Below are 20,059 nucleotides of genomic sequence, written 5' to 3'. Positions count from 1 at the left end.
GCAACAACAGGTGCTTCTTCAACTACCTTTTCTGGTGCAGTTGTGGCAGCAGGTTCAGCAACAACAGGAACTTCTTCAGCAACAGTTGTTTCACCAGCTTCAGCGGCTTGCTTTGCTTTTAACTCAGCTTCATATTCAGCAGCAGCTTGGTCGGCTACCGGTATAAATGCTGGCGGTTGTGTACCTTGTGTTGGTGCAGCTTCTTCACCCTCTGGGCGACGACGGCGCTGACCGGCAGCACGTAAATGACGTGGTGAGCGGCGTGAACGTGTACGTGTTTGACCTTGCTCTTCATCAGTTTGTGTGGCGTCTTGTTCGCTAGGTGCCGTTTGCTCACTCGAAGTTGTGTGTTCAACTTTTTGCTCAGGTGCGTCTACAGGAGTTGTTTCAGCGACTGCTTTTACTTCATCCTGTTGCTCTACAACTGGCTTAGCTGGTTTTTCAGTAACAGCAGGTGCCGTTTGTTGTTCAGCTTTAGCTGTTTCGTTTGTTGTTTCAACGGTTGGTGCATTTTCATCTTGCAGGCGCACTTTCTTACGTAAGTTACGGCGTTGACGACGAACTTTAGGCTTCTGCTCAGGTGTGTCAACAGCTACATTTTTAGCTTGCGTAGTGTCTTTAACGTCTGCTTTTGCCTCTGTTTTTGCTGCGGTAACTTTGTTGTCATCGTTACGAGTGTCGTTACGTTTACGAGAATTAGGATTACGACGACGTTTATTGCGGTTGTCGTTTCTTTCTTGTTGCTCGTTGTTTGCTGTTGCTGGTGTCTCTTCAGCAGTACGGTCTGCTCGCTCGTTTTGTGATTTACCACGTGAATTATTACGACGGCGCTGGTTATTGCGACGACGAGAATCACCATCATTATTACGGCGCTGATTATTTCGCGACTCGTTAGCTGATTTTTGCTGTTGCTCTTTATTTTCAGTTTGCTCAGCAGGTGTTGCAAATAAAGCCTTGAACCAATTGCCAATGGCAGTAAATAAACTTACTTGCGGTTGCACCGCAGCAGCTTGTGGTGCCGCAGGTTTTGCTTGAGCTTGTGGTGCCGGTGTTGATGGCATAACCACACCTTTTAGTACAGGCTCTTCACGTACTGCAACCGTTGGTGCTTTAGATGTTTCGTATACTTCTGGTTCAGGTGCTGTGATTTGCTCGTAGCTTGCTGCTTCAATGGTCTCATCTTTACGTAAACGAATTACTTCGTAGTGAGGAGTTTCCATGTGTTGATTTGGAATGATCACCACATCACAGCTGTGACGTTTTTCAATACGGTGTACGCTACGACGTTGCTCATTTAACAAGTATGAAGCTACTGCTACAGGCACTTGTGCATTAACTTGTGAGGTATTGTCTTTAATCGCTTCTTCTTCAATTAAGCGTAGGATTGACAATGCAATCGATTCATTTGAACGAATAGTACCTTGACCACTACAACGTGGGCATGGGCCTTGGCTTGCTTCACCAAGTGAAGGGCGTAGGCGTTGGCGTGACATTTCAAGTAAACCAAAACGAGAAATTTTACCAATCTGTACTCGAGCACGATCAGGGCGAACCGCATCTTTTAAGCGGTTTTCTACTTCACGCTGATGACGCGGTGGCGTCATATCAATAAAGTCGATAACGATTAAACCACCTAAGTCGCGTAAGCGTAATTGACGTGCAATTTCATCTGCTGCTTCTAAGTTGGTGTTAAGGGCTGTTTCTTCGATATCGCCGCCTTTAGTGGCTTTTGATGAGTTGATATCGATAGAAGTTAAGGCTTCTGTTGGGTCAATCACAATTGAACCACCAGAAGGAAGGCGCACTTCGCGTTGGAATGCTGACTCAATTTGGCTTTCAATTTGATAATGTGTGAACAGTGGTACTTCACCTTGGTAAAGTTTTACACGGCTCATGAAGTCAGGGCGAAAACGCTCAATGTGTGCTTTTGCTTCTTCAAATACACGGGCTTTATCAATCAGGATCTCACCAATGTCACGACGTAAATAATCGCGGATAGCGCGGAAGATTACGTTACTTTCTTGGTGAATCAAAAAGGGGGCTTTACCGCTGTCTGATGCTTGTTGAATGGCATCCCAGTGTACTAATAGAGCTTTTAAATCGTAGTTTAGTTCTTCAAACGATTTACCAACACCTGCGGTACGTACGATTAAACCCATGCCTTTAGGCAGCTCTAAGCGACTTAGTGCTTCTTTAAGTTCAGTACGCTCATCACCTTCGATACGACGAGAAATACCGCCAGCACGAGGGTTGTTAGGCATTAAAACAAGGTAGCTACCGGCAACACTGATGAAAGTGGTCAGGGCTGCGCCTTTTTGGCCACGCTCTTCTTTGTCAACTTGGACAATGACTTCTTGACCTTCTTTGATCACGTCACGAATATTTGGACGACCGTGGAAAGTATAGCCTTGTGGGAAGTAAGTACGGGCGATTTCTTTTAATGGTAGGAATCCGTGACGGTCAGCGCCGTAATCAACAAAGGCTGCTTCTAATGACGGTTCGATACGTGTGATTTTGCCTTTATAAATATTGGCTTTTTTTTGTTCGTGACCCGGGCTTTCGATATCTAAATCATACAGGCGCTGGCCATCAACCAGTGCTACGCGCATTTCTTCTTGCTGCGTCGCATTGATTAGCATACGTTTCATATTGTTACTCTACTGTTTATGTCGCTGACATGACGAAACTTTTCGCCTGTTCAGTTGCTCCATCGCTTCTTTTTGTACAGTCTCACGACTGGATCTGTGGGGGAGCTTGGTACTGTATTTGTACCTTAAGTATCTTTATGGTGCTGGCTGACAATAACGTCATGTTACGTTATTAAATTCTATTATGGTGTCAAAACTATCGGCTGTTTTTACAGTGACGTATTCGAGTTCTGTCCAGAGTCGACCATTTATTAAATAAACTTAGGTGTTTTACAGTACATCTGCTGAACGGCGTGTCGTACGCCGTCACGATCAGACAAATTATCTGTTCAAATTGCTTTTTTCATCAACATTTAATAACACTTCGTGCTCAACTTAACTGGCGATATATTACACGCATCGGAGTTAATTGAACGCACGTGTAAACTGGGTATGTATAAAAGCTTTGGAAAACTTATCTCGGATCTGTATGATCAATTACCCAGAATGTGCATCACGAATGTCTTAATGTGTTAAAAAGCACCGTTGTTATCTGCAAATACATATTTGCGTCGGTGATTATCCCACTATTACAACTGTGTTAGCAACTAAAATTATTTTACTTAAATCAGTGATTAGGCAATGTCAGAAAAAACCGGCTTACAAGTATCTTTCGTCACGATTACCGAAGACCATTTAGGTCAACGGATTGATAACTTTCTTATTACCCATTTAAAAGGGGTGCCTAAAAGCGCTGTGTATCGAATTCTTCGTAAAGGCGAGGTGCGTGTAAATAAAAAGCGCATCAAGCCTGTGTATAAATTACAGCTCAACGACATCGTGCGTGTGCCACCAATCAAGGTAGCTGAGCGCGAAGAGTTTGTGCCTAAAAATCTGGATGTTGTTACTAAACTTGAAGATGCCATTTTATTTGAAGACAAATACTTGATGGTGATTAATAAACCTTCGGGCATGGCAGTTCATGGTGGTAGCGGCTTAAGCTATGGCTTAATTGAAGCGTTACGTGTACTTCGCCCTGATGAACGTAGTTTAGAATTGGTGCATCGTTTAGATAGAGACACCTCAGGTTGCTTATTGATAGCTAAACGCCGTTCAGTGCTAACCAGCTTGCATGAACAGTTACGTGAAAAAACCATGGAAAAAAACTACTGGGCGCTAGTTGATGGACAGTGGGACTCAAAAGATAAAAACGTTACTGAAGGGTTATTAAAAAACACCTTACAATCAGGTGAACGTATAGTACGTGTTAATAATACCGAAGGTAAGCCGTCTCATACGCGCTTTAAAGTGTTGGAGCGTTTTGATGAGTGCTCACTCGTGCAGGCATCGCCTGTTACAGGGCGTACACACCAAATTCGTGTTCATACTCAGTGCCGTGGTCATGCGATTGCGTGTGATGATAAATACGGTAATCAAGCGTTTGATGCTGCGATGCGTAAAATTGGTTTAAATCGCTTATTTTTACACGCACATGACTTGAGTTTTTATCATCCTAAAAACGAAACCACTATGCGTGTTGAAGCCCCACTAGATAATGCTTTAGTCAATTGCATTAAAACCTTGCGCGCCGCTAAATCATGACAGCATATAAATTAGTCATATTTGATTGGGATGGCACCATAATGAACTCGGTGCCTAAAATCGTTAACTGTATGCGCCAAGCTGCATTAACCTGTGGTGTTGTAGCACCGAGTGATGAGGCGACAAAAAATATTATAGGTTTGTCTCTTGAGCATGCTGTTGCGAGTTTATTTCCTGAACATAGCACGGTACATACTGATTTGATTGTAGCTTATAAACATCAGTATAAATTTGTTGATGTTACGCCAACTCCATTGTTTACCGATGTGGTAGACACTTTAACGGCTTTAAAAAACCAAGGAGTGTTATTGGCTGTAGCAACGGGGAAAAGTCGTGCAGGGCTTGAGCGTTTGCTTGATGAAACACAACTTAGAGATTACTTTGTTGCAACTCGCACCAGTGATGATGCGTTGTCAAAACCTGCACCTGATATGCTATTGCAATTGCTGGTAGAGCTTAACATTAGACATGTAGATGCGCTGATGATTGGGGACACTAAAATAGATATGGCGATGGCAAAAGCAGCTAATATTGACCGCCTTGGCGTGACTATGGGGGTACACAATGCGCAACAGCTTAGCGAATTTACCCCTATTGCAACGGTTGATTCCTATCAGCAACTAAGGACATTGTTAGTCAATCGTTAGTTTGATTGCTTAAAACATCAAAATCAAACTCGGTCAGTAACTGACTGAGTTTGATCAGTGGTAAGCCAATCAGACTGTTTGGGTCGTCGCCGCTGAGCTTTTCAAATAAACAAATTCCGAGCCCTTCACTTTTAAAACTGCCCGCGCAGTTATACGGTTGCTCTGCGTCACAATAAGCACTAATTTGTTCAAGTGATAGATGTTTAAATGTCACCTCGAAAGGCTCAACAACGGTTTCTATAATGTTACTTTTAATATCATATACAGATAAACCGGTTAAAAAGGTCACTGTATTACCACTGAATAAGCTAAGTTGTTTGATGGCATTTTCTTTAGTATGTGGTTTCCCTAATATTTGCCCATTAAATACGGCCACTTGATCCGAGCCAATGGCTAAGCCATGCTGAAAATGGCTTAGGGCTGCTCGCGCTTTTAATTCGCTTAAGCGTGTAACTAATTGCGCTGGAGATTCATTGTTTAATGGTGACTCATCAATATCTGGTGAGAAGGTATCGAATGGTAAATTAAATTTTTGCAATAAAGCCTGACGAAAAGGTGAACTTGAGGCTAAAATAAGACGGTGCTGCACGGATGGCTTTCCTAATGAAAATCAGATTGAGTTAGGATAAATCAGATCCGTCGCTAAAACAAAGAAATGAATCGCGAAAAACCAGCTAAAAATGGTTTTTTACTTTGACTAACTAAGTAACTATCTATATGATGCAGCCCCTATGCAAAAGGTGAAAATTCCCATCACTCTTCATCCAGGTAAAGCAGCCCAACATCGTTTAAGTTATGACGGTATTGTTCAGCTTGAGAAACTGACCCGTTTACGGGAAGTAATCCAGGAAGAAGTAGGTGAAATAGCGGTAAAAATTCATTGCAAGAATGATGAGCAAGGTTTGGTTGTGATAAGCGGCAATTTGTCCACACACGTAACGGTTACTTGTCAACGTTGTAATGGTGATTTAGGGTTGGATTTGGATCAAGACTTTGTGTATTCGCCAGTCGGTTTGGATGCAGAGTCAGATGATCTTCCAGAAGTCTACGATGAAGTAGCACTTGATGAAAATGGTGAAATAGACGTTTTTGAGTTAATCGAAGACGAACTGCTTTTAGCAATTCCATTAGTGCCTACCCACAACGAAGCTTCATGCAGTTATTCAGCAAAGCCTGCCAGCTTTGGTGTTTTAAAAGCGGAAGATGATAAACCAAATCCATTTGATATTTTGAAACAACTTAAGAAAGATTCTTAGGAGAAGACTATGGCTGTACAAAAGAGCAAGAAGTCTCGTGCAAGACGCGGCATGCGCCGTTCACACGATGCGATCAGTGGTCCAACTTTAACTGTAGACCAAACATCTGGTGAGACTCACCGTCGTCACCACGTGACTGCAGATGGTTACTACAAAGGCGTTCAAGTAATTTCTAAATAAGAGATTGCTTTTATGCTGACCAATCTAACCATTGCGTTAGATATGATGGGGGGCGATTATGGCCCCCGTTCATCTATCCCCGCAGCCGTTAACGCGGTAAATGCCAATGCCAACTTAAGATTAATCTTATGTGGTAACGAAAAAGTAATATCTAAAGAACTCGAATCCCTCGATTCTCTTTCTCATCCTCGCCTAATTATTCGCCACTGTAGTGAAGTTGTCACCAATAGCTGTGAACCATCTTCTGCGGTGCGATCAAAAAAAGATTCTTCAATGCGTGTTGCCCTCGATTTAGTTAAATCAGGCGAAGCGCAAGCGTGTGTTAGCTCTGGCAATACTGGCGCGCTGTTATTCATGGCCCACTATGTGTTAAAAATGTTGCCCGGCGTAAAGCGTCCAGCATTAATCTCTGCGGTGCCCACCGAGCGGAAAAACCCTGTTTACTTACTCGATTTAGGAGCAAACGTACATTGTGATGCACAAACCTTGTACCAGTTTGGTATTATGGGTTCTGTGGTTGCTGGGCAGGCACTTGGTTGCGACAATCCAAAAGTAAGTTTGTTAAATATAGGCTCTGAAGACATCAAGGGCCATGAAGACATCAAACAAGCTGCGCAATTAATGCAGCAGTGTGACTACCTTAACTACATAGGTTACAGTGAGGGGAGCGATATTTTCACTGGTAAGTCAGATGTAATCGTTTGTGAAGGGTTTGTCGGTAACGTAGCGCTAAAGACCTGTGAAGGCATTGCAAAACTCATTATGTTTAAGTTGACTAAAGCCTTGCAAAAGCATTTTTTCTATAAATGCTTGGCGTTTATGTTACAGCCGGTAATAAAAAAACTCTATAAACGAGTGAACCCCGACCAGTATAACGGTGCTTCTCTGGTAGGATTGCGCGGTATTGTCGTAAAAAGCCATGGGAATGCCTCAGATAAAGCATTTCATGCTGCTATCGATGAAGCTGTCAGAGAGGTTGAGCGTCAACTTCCTGAGAAAATAGCAGCTATTTTCGAGCAAACACATGCAACTAAAAAAGTCGCAACTGACGATTAATTATTTGTCAGATGTGTACTTAGACACTTATTTATTTGTTTAATTAAAAGAGCAAAGTATGGCACAAAAAATTGCACTTGTTTTTCCAGGTCAAGGCTCACAATCTGTGGGTATGTTAAGTGAGCTTTTAGCGCAATCTGACGTAGTTCAAGCAACATTTGCTGAAGCATCACAAGCACTTGGTTATGATTTGGCGGCGTTAGTACTCAATGGTCCAGAACAAGAACTCAATCAAACCCATCGTACCCAACCGGCACTATTAACAGCATCAGTGGCGATTTACCGTCAATGGTTAGCTGCAAACCCAGACGCAGAGGTTACTATGGCCGGTCATAGTTTAGGTGAGTATTCAGCGCTAGTATGTGCCGATGTACTAAGCTTGGCTGAAGCGGTTAAACTAGTCGAAAACCGTGGTTTATATATGCAAGAAGCGGTGCCTGCAGGCGTGGGTTCTATGGCTGCTATTATTGGTTTGGGTGATGATGAAATCAAAACAGCGTGTGAAGCTTCAGCACAAAATGAAGTTGTTGCACCTGTGAATTATAACTCTCCAGGTCAAGTGGTGATTGCAGGGCATAAAGCTGCTGTAGAGCGTGCTTCAGAAGCATGTAAAGAAGCGGGCGCAAAACGTGCACTGCCTTTATCAGTGAGTGTGCCTTCACATTGTGAGTTAATGAAGCCTGCGGCTGAAAAATTAGCTGCTGATTTAGCTGCTTTAACATTTAATACACCTAAGTGTGATGTAATTAATAATGTTGATGTAAGTGCTGAAAACTCGGCAGATGCAATTAAAGATGCCTTAGTACGTCAACTATATAGCCCAGTACGTTGGACTGAAACAGTGCAAGCACTCGTGGCGCAAGGTATTACACAAAGCTATGAGTTTGGCCCAGGTAAAGTCCTGACAGGCCTTGCTAAACGTATTGATAAAGCAATGGTGTGTGGCTCGATAAACGATCAAGCCAGCATTGATGCAGCAAAATAAGAGTAGGAAACAATGGCAAATTTATTTTCGTTAGAGGGCAAAGTTGTCCTAATCACAGGCGCTAGCCGTGGTATTGGTAAAGCAATCGCGACAACCTTAGTTGCACAAGGTGCCAAAGTAGCGGGTACAGCAACCAGTGAATCAGGTGCTGCCAATATTAGTGAGTACCTAGGTGAGAATGGTAAAGGTTATGCACTTAACGTAACTGATCCTGCTTCGATTGAGTCGACACTTGCGGCAATAAAAGCAGATTTAGGTGATATTGATGTATTAGTAAATAATGCCGGTATCACCCGCGATAATCTTCTTATGCGCATGAAAGACGCTGAGTGGGACGATATCATTGATACGAACTTAAGCTCTATTTTCCGTTTATCTAAGGCTGTTTTACGCCCGATGATGAAAAAGAAAAATGGTCGAATCATCAATATTGGTTCGGTTGTAGGCACTATGGGTAATGCGGGTCAAGCTAATTATGCTGCAGCGAAAGCGGGCGTTATTGGTTTTTCTAAGTCACTTGCTCGTGAAGTTGCCTCGCGTGGTATTACAGTCAATGTAATTGCACCAGGTTTTATTCAAACGGATATGACTGATGAGCTTACAGATGAGCAAAAAGCAGCTACCCTTGCTAATGTACCAGCTGGTCGATTAGGTCAACCAGATGAAATTGCCGCAGCGGTGTGCTATTTAGCATCAGATGCAGCAGCGTATGTATCAGGTGAAACCCTGCATGTAAACGGTGCTATGTATATGGTATAGGAACTTTGTTCCTTTTTTGATTTCAGTAAGTTTATCGAAAAATGTTGAATTTTTTGTGATCTTGCTTTAAACATACTTGAATTCGCATTGAAAATAAGCGATAAAAGACACAAATAACCCTCAAGAGGTTTGACCAGATAAATATTTATCAGCAAATCCTTGAATCACAGAATTATGCGCCGTAAACTACGCCGCAATCTGAAAATAACGCATTGGCGTTTTTAATAAAGGAAAGAAGAATGAGCGACATCCAAGAACGCGTAAAGAAAATCATCATTGAGCAACTAGGTGTTAAAGAAGAAGAAGTAAAGCATGAAGCTTCTTTCGTTGATGACTTAGGCGCAGATTCACTTGATACTGTTGAATTAGTAATGGCTCTTGAAGAAGAGTTTGACACTGAGATCCCAGATGAAGAAGCTGAAAAGATCACTACAGTACAAGCTGCAATCGATTACGTAACAGCTCACGCTGAGTAATCAATCGCAAATTAAGGGCAGCATTCGCTGCCCTTAATCTATCCATAATATGATACTAATTAATTTAGTACACACCCACCTAAAATAATAATTCCCTTATTGGAGGCAACCCGTGGCTAAACGTCGAGTCGTCGTAACTGGCTTAGGAATGTTGACACCGCTAGGTAACGATGTTGAATCAACCTGGCAAGGCTTGTTAAATGGCAAAAGTGGTATTCAAACTATCACACATTTCGATACTTCAAGTTTTGGCACCAAATTCGCAGGCTTGCTGAATGATTTTGATGCATCTAACTATATGTCACCTAAAGATGCTAAAAAAATGGATTTGTTTATCCAATATGGCATAGCAGCGGGTGTGCAGGCACTACAAGATTCTGGCCTTGAGATCACAGAGCAAAACGCACAACGTGTGGGTGTTGCTGTAGGGTCAGGCATTGGTGGTTTAACACTAATTGAAGAAAACCACATCAAATTATTAAACAGTGGCCCACGTAAGCTTTCTCCTTTTTACGTGCCGTCGACCATTATCAATATGATCTCAGGTCATTTATCGATTATGCACGGTCTTCGTGGTCCAAATATTTCAATTGTGACAGCGTGTACTACTGGCTTACATAATATCGGCCATGCGGCGCGTATGATTGCCTATGGTGATGCCGATGCTATGGTAGCGGGTGGTGCAGAGAAAGCATCGACTCCGATTGGTATGGGTGGTTTTAATGCTGCGCGTGCGCTGTCTACTCGTAATGATGACCCACAAGCGGCTTCTCGTCCATGGGATAAAGACCGTGACGGTTTTGTACTTGCAGATGGTGCGGGTGTTATCGTACTTGAAGAATATGAACACGCAAAAGCCCGCGGTGCTAAAATCTACGCTGAGCTAGTAGGCTTTGGTATGAGTGGCGATGCATATCACATGACATCACCTCCAGAAGACGGTGCAGGTGCAGCCCTTGCGATGGAAAATGCATTAAATGATGCTGGTGTAAATGCAGATCAAGTGGGCTATATCAACGCGCACGGCACGTCGACTAACGCAGGTGATAAAGCTGAGACCTCCGCGGTTAAATCAATCTTTGGCAGTGCAGCAAAAGATGTGATGGTGAGCTCATCTAAATCTATGATGGGCCATTTACTCGGTGCTGCAGGCTCGGTTGAATCCATTATTACTATTTTGTCATTACAAGAGCAAAAAGTAACACCAACAATTAACCTTGATAACCCTGACGAAGGCTGTGATCTAGATTATGTTCCGCATACAGCTCGTGATGCAAAACTAGACTACGCATTATGTAACTCGTTTGGTTTTGGCGGTACTAATGGCTCGTTGCTATTTAAAAAGGTATAATCATTTTTAACAACGAGACAAAATAAGAGCCCAGTTGTAACTGGGCTTTTTTATATGCAAAAAAATAACAACCAATGCAAAAAATAATATTTACAGATGCAACAAGCACAGTGAGTAATAAAGACCGCGGCCTAAATTATGGCGATGGGTTTTTTACTACCGCAAAAGTGCATAATTGTGAAGTTGAACATTGGCCATTGCATTGTGCGCGCCTTGAAGAGTGTGCTGCACGATTGGGTTTCGATGCGCTTGATATCGCCGCGCTAACGCAGGCTGTTAACAGTTATATTCAAAGTGTGCCGCTAGGTGTATTAAAAATAGTTGTTACTCGAGGTGAAGGTGGGCGAGGGTATGCATTACCTGAGCAGCCACAAACCACTATTTTGTTGTCGCAATTAGCGTTTCCTGTACATTATGAACAACAAGCGCAGCAGGGTATTAAACTTGCAGTAAGCCCTATAAAGCTTGCTTCACAACCATTACTTGCGGGTTTAAAAACCTTAAACCGATTAGAGCAAGTGATGATCAAACGCGCGATGGATGCACAAGTATGTGATGATGTTTTAGTCTGTGATTATCACAACAATGTGATTGAAGCTTCTGCTGCGAATATATTTGCTATTCACAATGGCCGCGTTGTTAGCCCACAATTACAAAACTGTGGTATCAAAGGGGTTTATCTGCAATCACTGTGTGATAAGTTAGAGATTGAATTTATTGATATTACATTGCCTGAGTTACTGCAAATGGATGCGGTGTACTTGTGTAACAGTTTAATGGCCATCGTTCCTGTTATTGCTATTGCGGATACTGGCTTTGATTTAACGACTAGTTTAAAACTACTGCATGGTTTGTTAGCCAAGGAGTCTGCGTGTTAAGAGTGATTATCTCTATTGTGTTGTTGGCATTGTTGGTCACGGGTATTGGCTATCAGCAATTACAAAGCACTATCAATAGTACATTAACTGTGCCTGCTAATACCTTATTTGAAGTTAAAAAAGGCACCGGGTTTAATCAGCTATGCCAACAGTGGCAAGCTAAAAAATGGCTTGAGAGTTGTCTTCGTTATCAAATACTCGCCAAGCTGGATCCAACACTTACCGATTTAAAAGCAGGCCTATACCAACTTGATGAAAGCACCGTACTGGATAATATTCGTCGAATAAATCAAGGTCAGCAAGTAAGCTTTAGTTTTACAATTATTGAAGGGCAAATGCTGCGGGATGTATTGGCAAAGATTGCAGTAGCTCCTCACCTACAGCAAGATTTAAAAGCAAACGAACTGGGTTTGCAAATCACTGGCAATGAACAGCATCTAGAAGGGTGGTTGTTTCCGGAAACCTACCATTATCATGCAAATGACACGGCCAGTAGCGTGTTAAGGCGTGCTTATTTAAAAATGCAGACGGTACTTGATACTGCGTGGTTACAAAGAGCGGATAGCCTACCTTATGAAAACCAATACCAAGCGTTGATCTTAGCGTCAATTATTGAAAAAGAAACTGGTCTTGCTAGTGAGCGGCCATTGATTGCGTCAGTGTTTAATAATCGTTTAAACTCCAAAATGCGTTTGCAAACCGATCCTACGGTAATTTATGGTTTAGGTGTGGATTTTGATGGTGATATTAAGCGTAAAGATTTAACCACTTATACGCCGTATAACACATACAAAATAAATGGCTTACCGCCAACACCCATTGCCATGCCATCAAAAGCGGCAATTTTAGCGGCCGTTAACCCACCAGAATCTGAGTATGTGTACTTTGTAGCAAAGGGAGATGGCAGTCATCAGTTTTCTAAAACGTTAAAAGAGCACAATAAAGCCGTGCAAGATTATTTACGTTATCAAAAACAGTTAGCGAACTAGCTTTAAAATTTACAACAAAAAAGAGAGATCATGACAGCAGCAAAATTTATTGTGATTGAAGGCCTTGAAGGTGCTGGAAAATCAACGGCAATTGCTATTTGCCAACAGTTTTTAGCTCAACACAATATTGACTTTGTTAATGTGCGAGAGCCTGGCGGCACCCCGATTGCTGAGGCGCTGCGCACTATAGTGAAAGACAATCACGATGAAGAGATTGCCAGTGAAACTGAGTTATTGCTAATGTATGCAGCTCGATCACAGTTATTACATAATGTTATTCGCCCAGCGCTTGCAAAAGGCCAATGGGTGTTAGGGGATCGTCACGACCTTTCGTCACAAGCTTATCAAGGTGGCGGTCGAGAAATTGCAACAAGCACTTTAGCTTCGCTTGGCGATATTGTGCTACAAGGCTTAAAGCCAGATCTTACTATTTATTTAGACATCGACCCTGCCGTGGGGCTTACCCGTGCCAAAGGCCGTGGTGAGCTAGATAGAATTGAGCAGCAAGCTCTGAGCTTTTTTGAACGTACCCGAGCGCGCTATTTAGAACTTGCCAATAGTGATGAACGCATTAAAACAGTTAATGCCGCGCAGAGTATGGAGCTAGTTCATCAAGATATCGTTACGGTGCTTGAGCAATTTGTAAAAAGTAATCCATAACATGATTTATCCTTGGCTTAACGATGTTCATCAGCAGCTCACCGCCAGTTTTAATGCTGGGCGTTTTCATCATGGGCAGTTGTTTAATGGCCAGCAAGGTGTTGGTAAGCACGCCTTAGTTGAGGAATTAGCCAATGCTTTATTGTGTAGCGCGCCGCAAAATCTAGTCGCGTGTGGACATTGTAAAAGCTGTCACTTAAACCAAGCAGTGACTCATCCAGATAAATATACAGTGCAAACCGATGGGCAAAGTATTGGTGTTGACGATATACGCAGCGTGAGTGATTTTATGCAGCAATCAGCAGCGCAAAATGCCAATAAAGTGGTGGTGATCAATGATTGCCACAAAATGACCACAGCTGCTGCAAATGCACTGTTAAAAACCTTAGAAGAGCCAAGTCCTCAGCGATTTTTATTGCTAACCACCAATGCGACAGCACAATTGCCTGCGACAATTTTAAGCCGTTGTGCGCTCAGTGAAGTTAAAGTTCATAATACTGAAGTGGCAATGCAGTGGATCGCACAATTAAACGTCCCTGCGTATCCATGGTTAAAATTGTTTACTCAGCAACCATTGCTGGTCGCGCGCTGGCAGCAGGATGAACAGCTTGAAGTGATTGATCAACTTTATAAATTTGCAACTGAGTTAAAACAAGGCCATAATTTCAGTGCGTTAGTTGATATTATTAGTAAAGATAACGAACGTATTCGTGTATTTAGTTTATTTTTAAGCGAGCAATTAAAACAACAACTGATCACTGGAATGGACTTTGACTCGTACCAAAATGCACAAAACGCCTTGGCGGAGTTTGTGCAAAACAGTACCCAGATACTCGGATTGAATTTGCCATTAGCAGTTTCGCGTTTAGCGTATCGTTTACGTAACAGCCATAAATAGGATTGATTGTGCAAGAATTATTAGTCGATATAGATGATTTAGACGAGTTATACCGCTGTTATATGCCGTATTTAAAAACCGGTGGTTTATTTGTGCGCACTAATATGCGTTATGAAATGGGCCATTCTTTAGCACTTAAAGTTACCTTACCTGATGCACTAGAGGATGATGTGATCACTGGCAAAGTTGCATGGATCACACCGCAAGGTGCACAAAGCTCAAATCCACCGGGAATTGGGATTAGTTTTATCGATGATAAAACAAACCTGAATGCGAAGATCGAAAAACTACTAGGGACTATGTTAAACTCTGGTAATCCAACTTATACCATGTAGTAAGCAGTACCGTGATTGTAGATTCTCATTGCCATTTAGACCGCCTCGATTTTGATAAACTCGATTTAAACTTAGACCAAGTACTTGATAACGCAAGAGCAAAACAAGTAGAGCACTTTTTATGTGTAAGCGTAACGCTTGATCAATTTCCTAGCATGCTGGAAAAAATTCAAGGTTACCATGATGTATCTGCGTCGTGCGGTGTTCATCCCCTTGATCAAAAAGACGCATTAGATAAGCAGCGTTTAATCGATTTAGCGAGCCACGATAAAGTGGTGGCCATTGGTGAAACTGGCCTTGATTACTATTACGCAAAAGACACACATGCCGTGCAACAAGCCAGTTTTGTCGGTCATATTGAAGTGGCGAATGAATTACAAAAACCGCTGATCATTCATACCCGTGATGCCCGCGAAGATACCATTAATTTAATGCGTGAACATAACGCTGAAAACTGTGGTGGGGTATTACACTGTTTTACAGAAAATTGGGATATGGCGAAAAAAGCCATCGATTTAGGGTTTTATATTTCGATTTCAGGTATCGTGACATTTAAAAATGCCGTGGAACTTAAAGACGTCGTTAAGCAAATCCCTCTTGATCGCTTGTTAATTGAAACCGATTCTCCGTATTTAGCACCGGTGCCTTATCGTGGTAAAACCAATCAGCCAGCCTATGTCCAGGATGTGGCATATTACATTGCAGATTTAAAAGGTGTTAGTTACAAAGAGCTGGCCGAGGCAACCACTGCTAACTTTTATTCATTATTTAATTTAGCAGATAAAGGTTAATTCGTTGATGAGCACAGCATCACTCCCTGAGTTATTAATGGGGCCTATGGTGCGCCGTGCTGATGCTAAAGGGGTGTGTTTTCAATTTGCCACTAGCACCCCTTCACAATACCGTATTGAACTGGATAATGTTGACACGTACAGTGAACATCACAGTATTGCGCTGGGCAAGCAACTGTTTTTGCATTTCATCGTATTAAAATCAATTAATGCAGACTTACCTGCCGACGTATTACTTGGTTATCGCCTTTTTAACGACGAGCAACAAATAGATCTCAGTGATTTTTGTTATGATGGCAAAGCCACTCCAGAGTTTGTGATCCCGCTAACACTTGAGCAAATATTTCATGGCTCGTGCCGTAACCCGCATCACCCAGCCCAAGATAGCCTCGTTGCCGCACAACGATGGCAAGCTCAGCAGCGCACACAAGGTAAAGCCGGTGCTGATATTTTATTGCTATCGGGTGATCAGGTGTATGCCGATGATGTTGCCGGCGCCATGTTAATCGCAATCTACCGGTTAATTGAGTTATTGGGTATTTATAAAGAGCAACCATTGGATATTGCATTGCCAGCGCAACTTTCAGAGCAGCTGTATCAACGTCATCTATTTTTGCCTAAAGTGCCGTGGCAACAACGTAGTAAAATTGGCGTGGGTTATTGGTTAAAAAAAGATGAGCCGCACTTTTCTAGTTTAAAAGCCGCTAATCATTTAGTTTCTTTTGAAGAATTTATTGCGTTGTACTTGCTTAATTTTAGTCCTGTTGTGTGGTCGTTACTTGATTTTGAGTCAATTAGTTATCAAGCTAAAACAGCTAAGTGCCAACAACTTTTCGATAATGAAAAACAGGCGTTAGCTGAGTTTAGTCAAGGACTACACGAGGTACAGCGATTATTTGCTAATGTTTCAACCCTTATGATGTTTGATGATCATGATGTCACCGATGATTGGAATTTAACTGCAGGTTGGGAGCAAGTGATTTATCAGCACCCAGTGAGCCGCCGTATTGTTAATAATGGTTTGATCAGTTATTGGCTAATGCAAGGTTTTGGCAATGATGCTGGAATGAAAACAGGGGCATTAATCGATGAGTTTAAAACCAGTTTAAGCAAGCAAAAGCAATGGCAATTCAAGGCGTTCGATAAAACAATATTAGAGTTTAACCATTGGCATTATGAACTTAATACGGTACCAAAAGTGGTGGTGCTTGATACTCGTACTCACCGCTGGCGTAATGAGCAAAACTTTAATGAGCCCTCCGGATTACTTGATTGGGAGCGCCTTACAGAACTTGAAAATAGTTTATTAACGCATGAGCAAGTAATTATAGTCTCGCCTGCGCCAGTGTTTGGGGTGAAATCAATAGAAGCTATTCAAGCGTTATTTAATATGTGTGGACAGCCTTTATTGGTTGATGTAGAGAACTGGATGGCCCATGAAGGCTCAGCAAAAAAATTACTCGATACTTTCCGTCGCGATGATACCCCCAAAGAAACACTGATTTTATCAGGAGATGTACATTACTCGTTTTGCTTTTCCGTGCAAAAGCGCTTTGGCAAGCACCCAAACCGCATTTGGCAACTCACTGCCAGTGGTATTAAAAATGAGTTTCCCCGAAAATTAATCAATATACTCGATAAGCTCGACTCGATTTTATACGCCCCGAAAAGCCCGCTTAACTTTTTTACTAAGCGTTGGCACATGGAAGTTGATAAACATCAAACCAAGGGGGATGGCCAAAAATATTTAGTGAGCGATGCAGCGATCAGTTTGATAGAGCTCAAACAAGGTAAGCTGGCGCGCTATCAACTGATCCATGCTGATAGCCGCACCACCGAATTTGATTTAAACGATAATTAAGCGGCTTAATCTCATCTACTTTTCACGTTGGGTTTTAACGTAATCACCCACGTTACTGACCGTATCAAGCCAGTAGCCATTGTCAGGGTCTTGTAAATACACAAGCAACTGCTCGAGCACTTTAGCATCTGTGGTGTATTGATCGCCTTTGCCAATTTCATGGCCAGCCAAAATAAGCCATGCGTTATTTTCGCGAAGTTGTTCCAACATAGTGATGATTTCAGCAAAACTCAACCCGTCAATGCGAAGCCCCGTAAGCTGTGCAAAATCGGTAAAATTTGGATTGTTAGCTGACTCATCTAACCAAGTACGGCCACTATCAAAATGTTTTGCAATAATTGGCACATAACTTTTGGTATTAACGCCACGGCCAACAAAGGTGTTACCGCAAGGATAGGCGAAAGCGCGTGGCGTAACGCCGAGTTGCTCTTTTATGTATGCTTGCGCGCTGAGAATATCATTTTCAAGCCAAGCTAGAGTGGTTTCTTCCAGTGACAAATTTTGCTTTCGTAACCATTCAAAATTCCCAGTACAGACATGACTACTAGTATGGTTCCCAATTTCATGGCCTGATTTTACCGCATCTTGCCATTTAGTTAGGCGCTCTTTGGCGTTGAAAGGAGATACATAAAAAGTGGCTTTGGCTTGGTGTTTGTTTAATATTGCCGTGCCGATATCAACTTGACTGTGGCGGGCATCATCAAACGTAATGCTAATGGCATTTTGTGCTTTACCTGGATACTGGAAACCGAGGTAGAGATCAGATTCTACTGCAAAGCTTGATTGGCTGGTTAATAGTGCAGCCATTGTTATTATTGATAGTCGTTTTAACATGGTCGATCATCGTTATTTTTTATTCATTATAGAAACAACAAATTACAGTAAAAGCAATCGATTATCAAAAAATTAACACGGTTGCTATGATTTGGGTATAGATAATAACGCGGAGCAAAAAAATGCCCAGAACGAATCCGCATTGTTCTGGGCTTAGGGGATGGCTCTAGTGAGCCTGCGCTAACTTTAAAAACACCTTCTAAATTTCGTTAAGGGAGAAGTAGAAAGTATTATTAAGTGTAGTTAACATACGTAAAAAACCCCAATAAATGATGAAATTTTATACTACTTATAAAACAACTATTTGCATAAAAAACAACCGTTGAGTATGAAATTTATCCATTACTTGTTGTCAGCTTATGCACAGCTTATTCTCACCAGCTTATTAATTGATTGTTTTGTACCAGATCACGTGGCAGTGAGTTCTTAATTTTATTTTTTTGCCATTTCCCAAGCCCGATAGGGCAACCACACAAGGTTAAAACGACTTCACCTAGGGTATTAGTGGGCTTATCTAAGCGAATATCTTTGCCTTGAAAATAATCACTTGCTTGCTGATCGCTTAACGCGAAGGTATTACTTTTACATTGAGTGCCAAATACAGTGGCAAATTCATGATTTAGACGTACGCCATTTTTATGGATCATACCAAGGTGAATACCTAGGCGTGCATACTTTATTTTATTTTCAATGGCAGAAAATTCCTCTGGAAACAACCACAGCTCTTTATCCCGTTGCATTAATGAACCGCTTAGTGTTGTAATGCCAAATTGCTTTTTTAATTCAGCGTAAAAAGCTTGGCTGGGTTTTTTGTCAAACGATTGAAATGGAAATGCGCCTTTTTTTACTTTTTGATTCGGGTTGTCAGTGCTGGCAAGCTTTTTAAACTTAGCAATAAAAAAACCTTCGCTGTCAAATGTTTGTGGCCAAACATGCAAATAGCCCTCAGCTGTTGTCGCGCATTCAGCACCTGAAAATAAAGTATCTAAGGGTTCGATAGTTAGCTGGTTAGGAAACTCATTTAACAGAAATTCACACACATGTTGGTTTTCAAGCGGTGTGAGGGTGCAAGTTGAATAGACTAATGTCCCCCCGGGCTTTAAAGCGTAGAAGGCACTTTTGATTAAATCTTTTTGTACTTTGGCAATATCAATATTCGACTCAATCGACCAATTTTTTAACGCATCTGCGTCTTTGCGCACAGTGCCTTCACCAGAGCATGGCGCGTCGAGTAAAATACTGTCAAAGCACTCAAACATATAATCACCAAAAATCACCCCATCAAAATGTGACAGGGCGCAATTACCCACCCCCATGCGTTTTAAAGTAGCGCTGAGTACTTTTAAACGAGATGACGATAATTCATTCGCCACTAATACGCCTTGGTTATCCATTAATGCCGCAAGCTGTGAGGTTTTAGAGCCTGGCGCTGAGGCCATATCGAGTACATGCTGTGCTTCTGAGAGTGATTCTTTCAGTGCCATAGGTGGCAACATGGAGCTGGCTTCTTGCACATATATAGCGCCACTTAGGTGGAGATCGGTATTACCCAGTGCCAGCGCGTGTTCTTCATCTATAGGTCGCTCTAGCCAAAAACCTTCTTCACACCAAGGCACAGGTGTTAACAGCCAACCTTTTTGTTCCGCAATACGTCTAAATTGGGCAACAGACATCTTCAAGGTATTAACGCGAATTGATTTACGCAAGGGCCTTCGACAAGCACTGAGAAAATCATCAAGCTTTAAATGTTCAGGTAAATAGGTCTTTACGTCATCAATAAAGTGCTGGGGAATATATGTATTGGCGTCCAAGACTAGGCTCACAGTGAAGAAATAAAACCGTATATTAGCATTTTTATACCTCAAGAGCAGCGC

At 42.0% G+C, this 20,059-nt stretch carries 20 protein-coding genes; 16 read left to right on the top strand and 4 right to left on the bottom strand.

Features of this window, described 5'->3' with window-relative positions; translation table 11 throughout:
* A partial coding sequence (rne, locus tag CWB85_RS16495) for a ribonuclease E (protein WP_138555473.1) occupies positions 1–2,648 on the bottom strand: 2,648 nt, incomplete at its 3' end.
* A gap of 621 nt (positions 2,649–3,269) precedes the next feature.
* On the opposite strand from rne, the gene rluC reads away from it, so the two are divergent.
* Both rluC and CWB85_RS16485 read left to right on the top strand, forming a co-directional pair.
* Positions 3,270–4,229, top strand: a complete 960-nt coding sequence (gene rluC / locus CWB85_RS16490) for a 23S rRNA pseudouridine(955/2504/2580) synthase RluC (protein ID WP_016707447.1) — start codon at positions 3,270–3,272, stop codon at positions 4,227–4,229.
* A complete protein-coding gene (locus CWB85_RS16485) occupies positions 4,226–4,876 on the top strand; it encodes an HAD-IA family hydrolase (RefSeq protein WP_138555472.1) in 651 nt (216 codons plus the stop codon). Before rluC ends, CWB85_RS16485 begins: the two co-directional genes overlap by 4 nt.
* Here CWB85_RS16485 and CWB85_RS16480 read toward each other — a convergent pair.
* Entirely contained in the window at positions 4,866–5,465 is a 600-nt protein-coding gene (locus CWB85_RS16480; RefSeq protein WP_016707445.1) for a Maf family protein, read from the bottom strand. The genes CWB85_RS16485 and CWB85_RS16480 overlap by 11 nt on opposite strands.
* Positions 5,466–5,607: 142 nt before the next feature.
* On the opposite strand from CWB85_RS16480, the gene yceD reads away from it, so the two are divergent.
* The 14 genes from yceD to CWB85_RS16410 all read left to right on the top strand — a co-directional run bounded on the left by yceD (position 5,608) and on the right by CWB85_RS16410 (position 17,351).
* Positions 5,608–6,132 (top strand): 23S rRNA accumulation protein YceD, encoded by a 525-nt coding sequence (gene yceD / locus CWB85_RS16475; protein WP_016707444.1) that lies wholly within the window; start codon positions 5,608–5,610, stop codon positions 6,130–6,132.
* A gap of 9 nt (positions 6,133–6,141) precedes the next feature.
* Positions 6,142–6,312 (top strand): 50S ribosomal protein L32, encoded by a 171-nt coding sequence (rpmF, locus tag CWB85_RS16470; RefSeq protein ID WP_002962381.1) that lies wholly within the window; start codon positions 6,142–6,144, stop codon positions 6,310–6,312.
* Between the two features lie 12 nt (positions 6,313–6,324).
* Positions 6,325–7,368: a phosphate acyltransferase PlsX gene (gene plsX, locus CWB85_RS16465; protein WP_016707443.1), complete on the top strand. Its 1,044-nt coding sequence runs from the start codon at positions 6,325–6,327 to the stop codon at positions 7,366–7,368.
* A gap of 58 nt (positions 7,369–7,426) precedes the next feature.
* A complete protein-coding gene (fabD, locus tag CWB85_RS16460; RefSeq protein WP_138555471.1) occupies positions 7,427–8,353 on the top strand; it encodes an ACP S-malonyltransferase in 927 nt (308 codons plus the stop codon).
* A gap of 12 nt (positions 8,354–8,365) precedes the next feature.
* Positions 8,366–9,112 (top strand): 3-oxoacyl-ACP reductase FabG, encoded by a 747-nt coding sequence (gene fabG, locus CWB85_RS16455; RefSeq protein ID WP_016707441.1) that lies wholly within the window; start codon positions 8,366–8,368, stop codon positions 9,110–9,112.
* A gap of 239 nt (positions 9,113–9,351) precedes the next feature.
* Positions 9,352–9,588 (top strand): acyl carrier protein, encoded by a 237-nt coding sequence (gene acpP / locus CWB85_RS16450; RefSeq protein WP_016707440.1) that lies wholly within the window; start codon positions 9,352–9,354, stop codon positions 9,586–9,588.
* 112 nt (positions 9,589–9,700) lie between these two features.
* Complete coding sequence (gene fabF, locus CWB85_RS16445) at positions 9,701–10,939, top strand: beta-ketoacyl-ACP synthase II (RefSeq protein WP_138555470.1); 1,239 nt, start codon at positions 9,701–9,703, stop codon at positions 10,937–10,939.
* 74 nt (positions 10,940–11,013) lie between these two features.
* Positions 11,014–11,817 carry an aminodeoxychorismate lyase gene (pabC, locus tag CWB85_RS16440; RefSeq protein WP_016707438.1) on the top strand — a complete coding sequence of 268 codons (804 nt, stop codon included), beginning with the start codon at positions 11,014–11,016 and terminating at the stop codon, positions 11,815–11,817.
* Entirely contained in the window at positions 11,811–12,806 is a 996-nt protein-coding gene (gene mltG, locus CWB85_RS16435) for an endolytic transglycosylase MltG (protein WP_138555469.1), read from the top strand. Before pabC ends, mltG begins: the two co-directional genes overlap by 7 nt.
* Before the next feature lie 30 nt (positions 12,807–12,836).
* On the top strand, positions 12,837–13,466 hold the full coding sequence (gene tmk / locus CWB85_RS16430; protein ID WP_138555468.1) for a dTMP kinase: 630 nt from the start codon (positions 12,837–12,839) through the stop codon (positions 13,464–13,466).
* A gap of 1 nt (position 13,467) precedes the next feature.
* The gene (holB, locus tag CWB85_RS16425; protein ID WP_138555467.1) at positions 13,468–14,364 is read left to right on the top strand and encodes a DNA polymerase III subunit delta'; all 897 of its coding nucleotides are present in this window, start codon (positions 13,468–13,470) and stop codon (positions 14,362–14,364) included.
* An 8-nt stretch (positions 14,365–14,372) separates the two neighbouring features.
* Complete coding sequence (locus tag CWB85_RS16420; protein ID WP_016707434.1) at positions 14,373–14,699, top strand: PilZ domain-containing protein; 327 nt, start codon at positions 14,373–14,375, stop codon at positions 14,697–14,699.
* A gap of 11 nt (positions 14,700–14,710) precedes the next feature.
* The gene (locus CWB85_RS16415; RefSeq protein ID WP_138555466.1) at positions 14,711–15,490 is read left to right on the top strand and encodes a TatD family hydrolase; all 780 of its coding nucleotides are present in this window, start codon (positions 14,711–14,713) and stop codon (positions 15,488–15,490) included.
* 7 nt (positions 15,491–15,497) lie between these two features.
* Entirely contained in the window at positions 15,498–17,351 is a 1,854-nt protein-coding gene (locus tag CWB85_RS16410) for a metallophosphoesterase family protein (protein ID WP_138555465.1), read from the top strand.
* Between the two features lie 15 nt (positions 17,352–17,366).
* Here CWB85_RS16410 and CWB85_RS16405 read toward each other — a convergent pair whose 3' ends face one another.
* A complete protein-coding gene (locus CWB85_RS16405) occupies positions 17,367–18,185 on the bottom strand; it encodes a polysaccharide deacetylase family protein (protein WP_029216038.1) in 819 nt (272 codons plus the stop codon).
* A 374-nt stretch (positions 18,186–18,559) separates the two neighbouring features.
* Positions 18,560–19,996, bottom strand: a complete 1,437-nt coding sequence (gene rsmF, locus CWB85_RS16400) for a 16S rRNA (cytosine(1407)-C(5))-methyltransferase RsmF (RefSeq protein ID WP_138555477.1) — start codon at positions 19,994–19,996, stop codon at positions 18,560–18,562.
* Positions 19,997–20,059: the final 63 nt, after the last annotated feature.

Source organism: Pseudoalteromonas sp. S1727 (genome assembly GCF_005886375.1).
GTDB lineage: Bacteria > Pseudomonadota > Gammaproteobacteria > Enterobacterales > Alteromonadaceae > Pseudoalteromonas > Pseudoalteromonas haloplanktis.
The sequence above is the reverse complement of the archived record's forward strand: the minus strand, read 5'-3'. Positions and strand labels throughout refer to the sequence as shown.

Coding starts and splice junctions, on each gene's coding strand:
- CWB85_RS16405 (WP_029216038.1), bottom strand. CDS start 18,185: ATGTTAAAACGACTATCAATAATAACAATGGCTGCACTATTAACCAGC.
- acpP (WP_016707440.1), top strand. CDS start 9,352: ATGAGCGACATCCAAGAACGCGTAAAGAAAATCATCATTGAGCAACTA.
- rluC (WP_016707447.1), top strand. CDS start 3,270: ATGTCAGAAAAAACCGGCTTACAAGTATCTTTCGTCACGATTACCGAA.
- tmk (WP_138555468.1), top strand. CDS start 12,837: ATGACAGCAGCAAAATTTATTGTGATTGAAGGCCTTGAAGGTGCTGGA.
- CWB85_RS16485 (WP_138555472.1), top strand. CDS start 4,226: ATGACAGCATATAAATTAGTCATATTTGATTGGGATGGCACCATAATG.
- rpmF (WP_002962381.1), top strand. CDS start 6,142: ATGGCTGTACAAAAGAGCAAGAAGTCTCGTGCAAGACGCGGCATGCGC.
- fabD (WP_138555471.1), top strand. CDS start 7,427: ATGGCACAAAAAATTGCACTTGTTTTTCCAGGTCAAGGCTCACAATCT.
- CWB85_RS16410 (WP_138555465.1), top strand. CDS start 15,498: ATGAGCACAGCATCACTCCCTGAGTTATTAATGGGGCCTATGGTGCGC.
- plsX (WP_016707443.1), top strand. CDS start 6,325: ATGCTGACCAATCTAACCATTGCGTTAGATATGATGGGGGGCGATTAT.
- pabC (WP_016707438.1), top strand. CDS start 11,014: ATGCAAAAAATAATATTTACAGATGCAACAAGCACAGTGAGTAATAAA.
- holB (WP_138555467.1), top strand. CDS start 13,468: ATGATTTATCCTTGGCTTAACGATGTTCATCAGCAGCTCACCGCCAGT.
- yceD (WP_016707444.1), top strand. CDS start 5,608: ATGCAAAAGGTGAAAATTCCCATCACTCTTCATCCAGGTAAAGCAGCC.
- fabG (WP_016707441.1), top strand. CDS start 8,366: ATGGCAAATTTATTTTCGTTAGAGGGCAAAGTTGTCCTAATCACAGGC.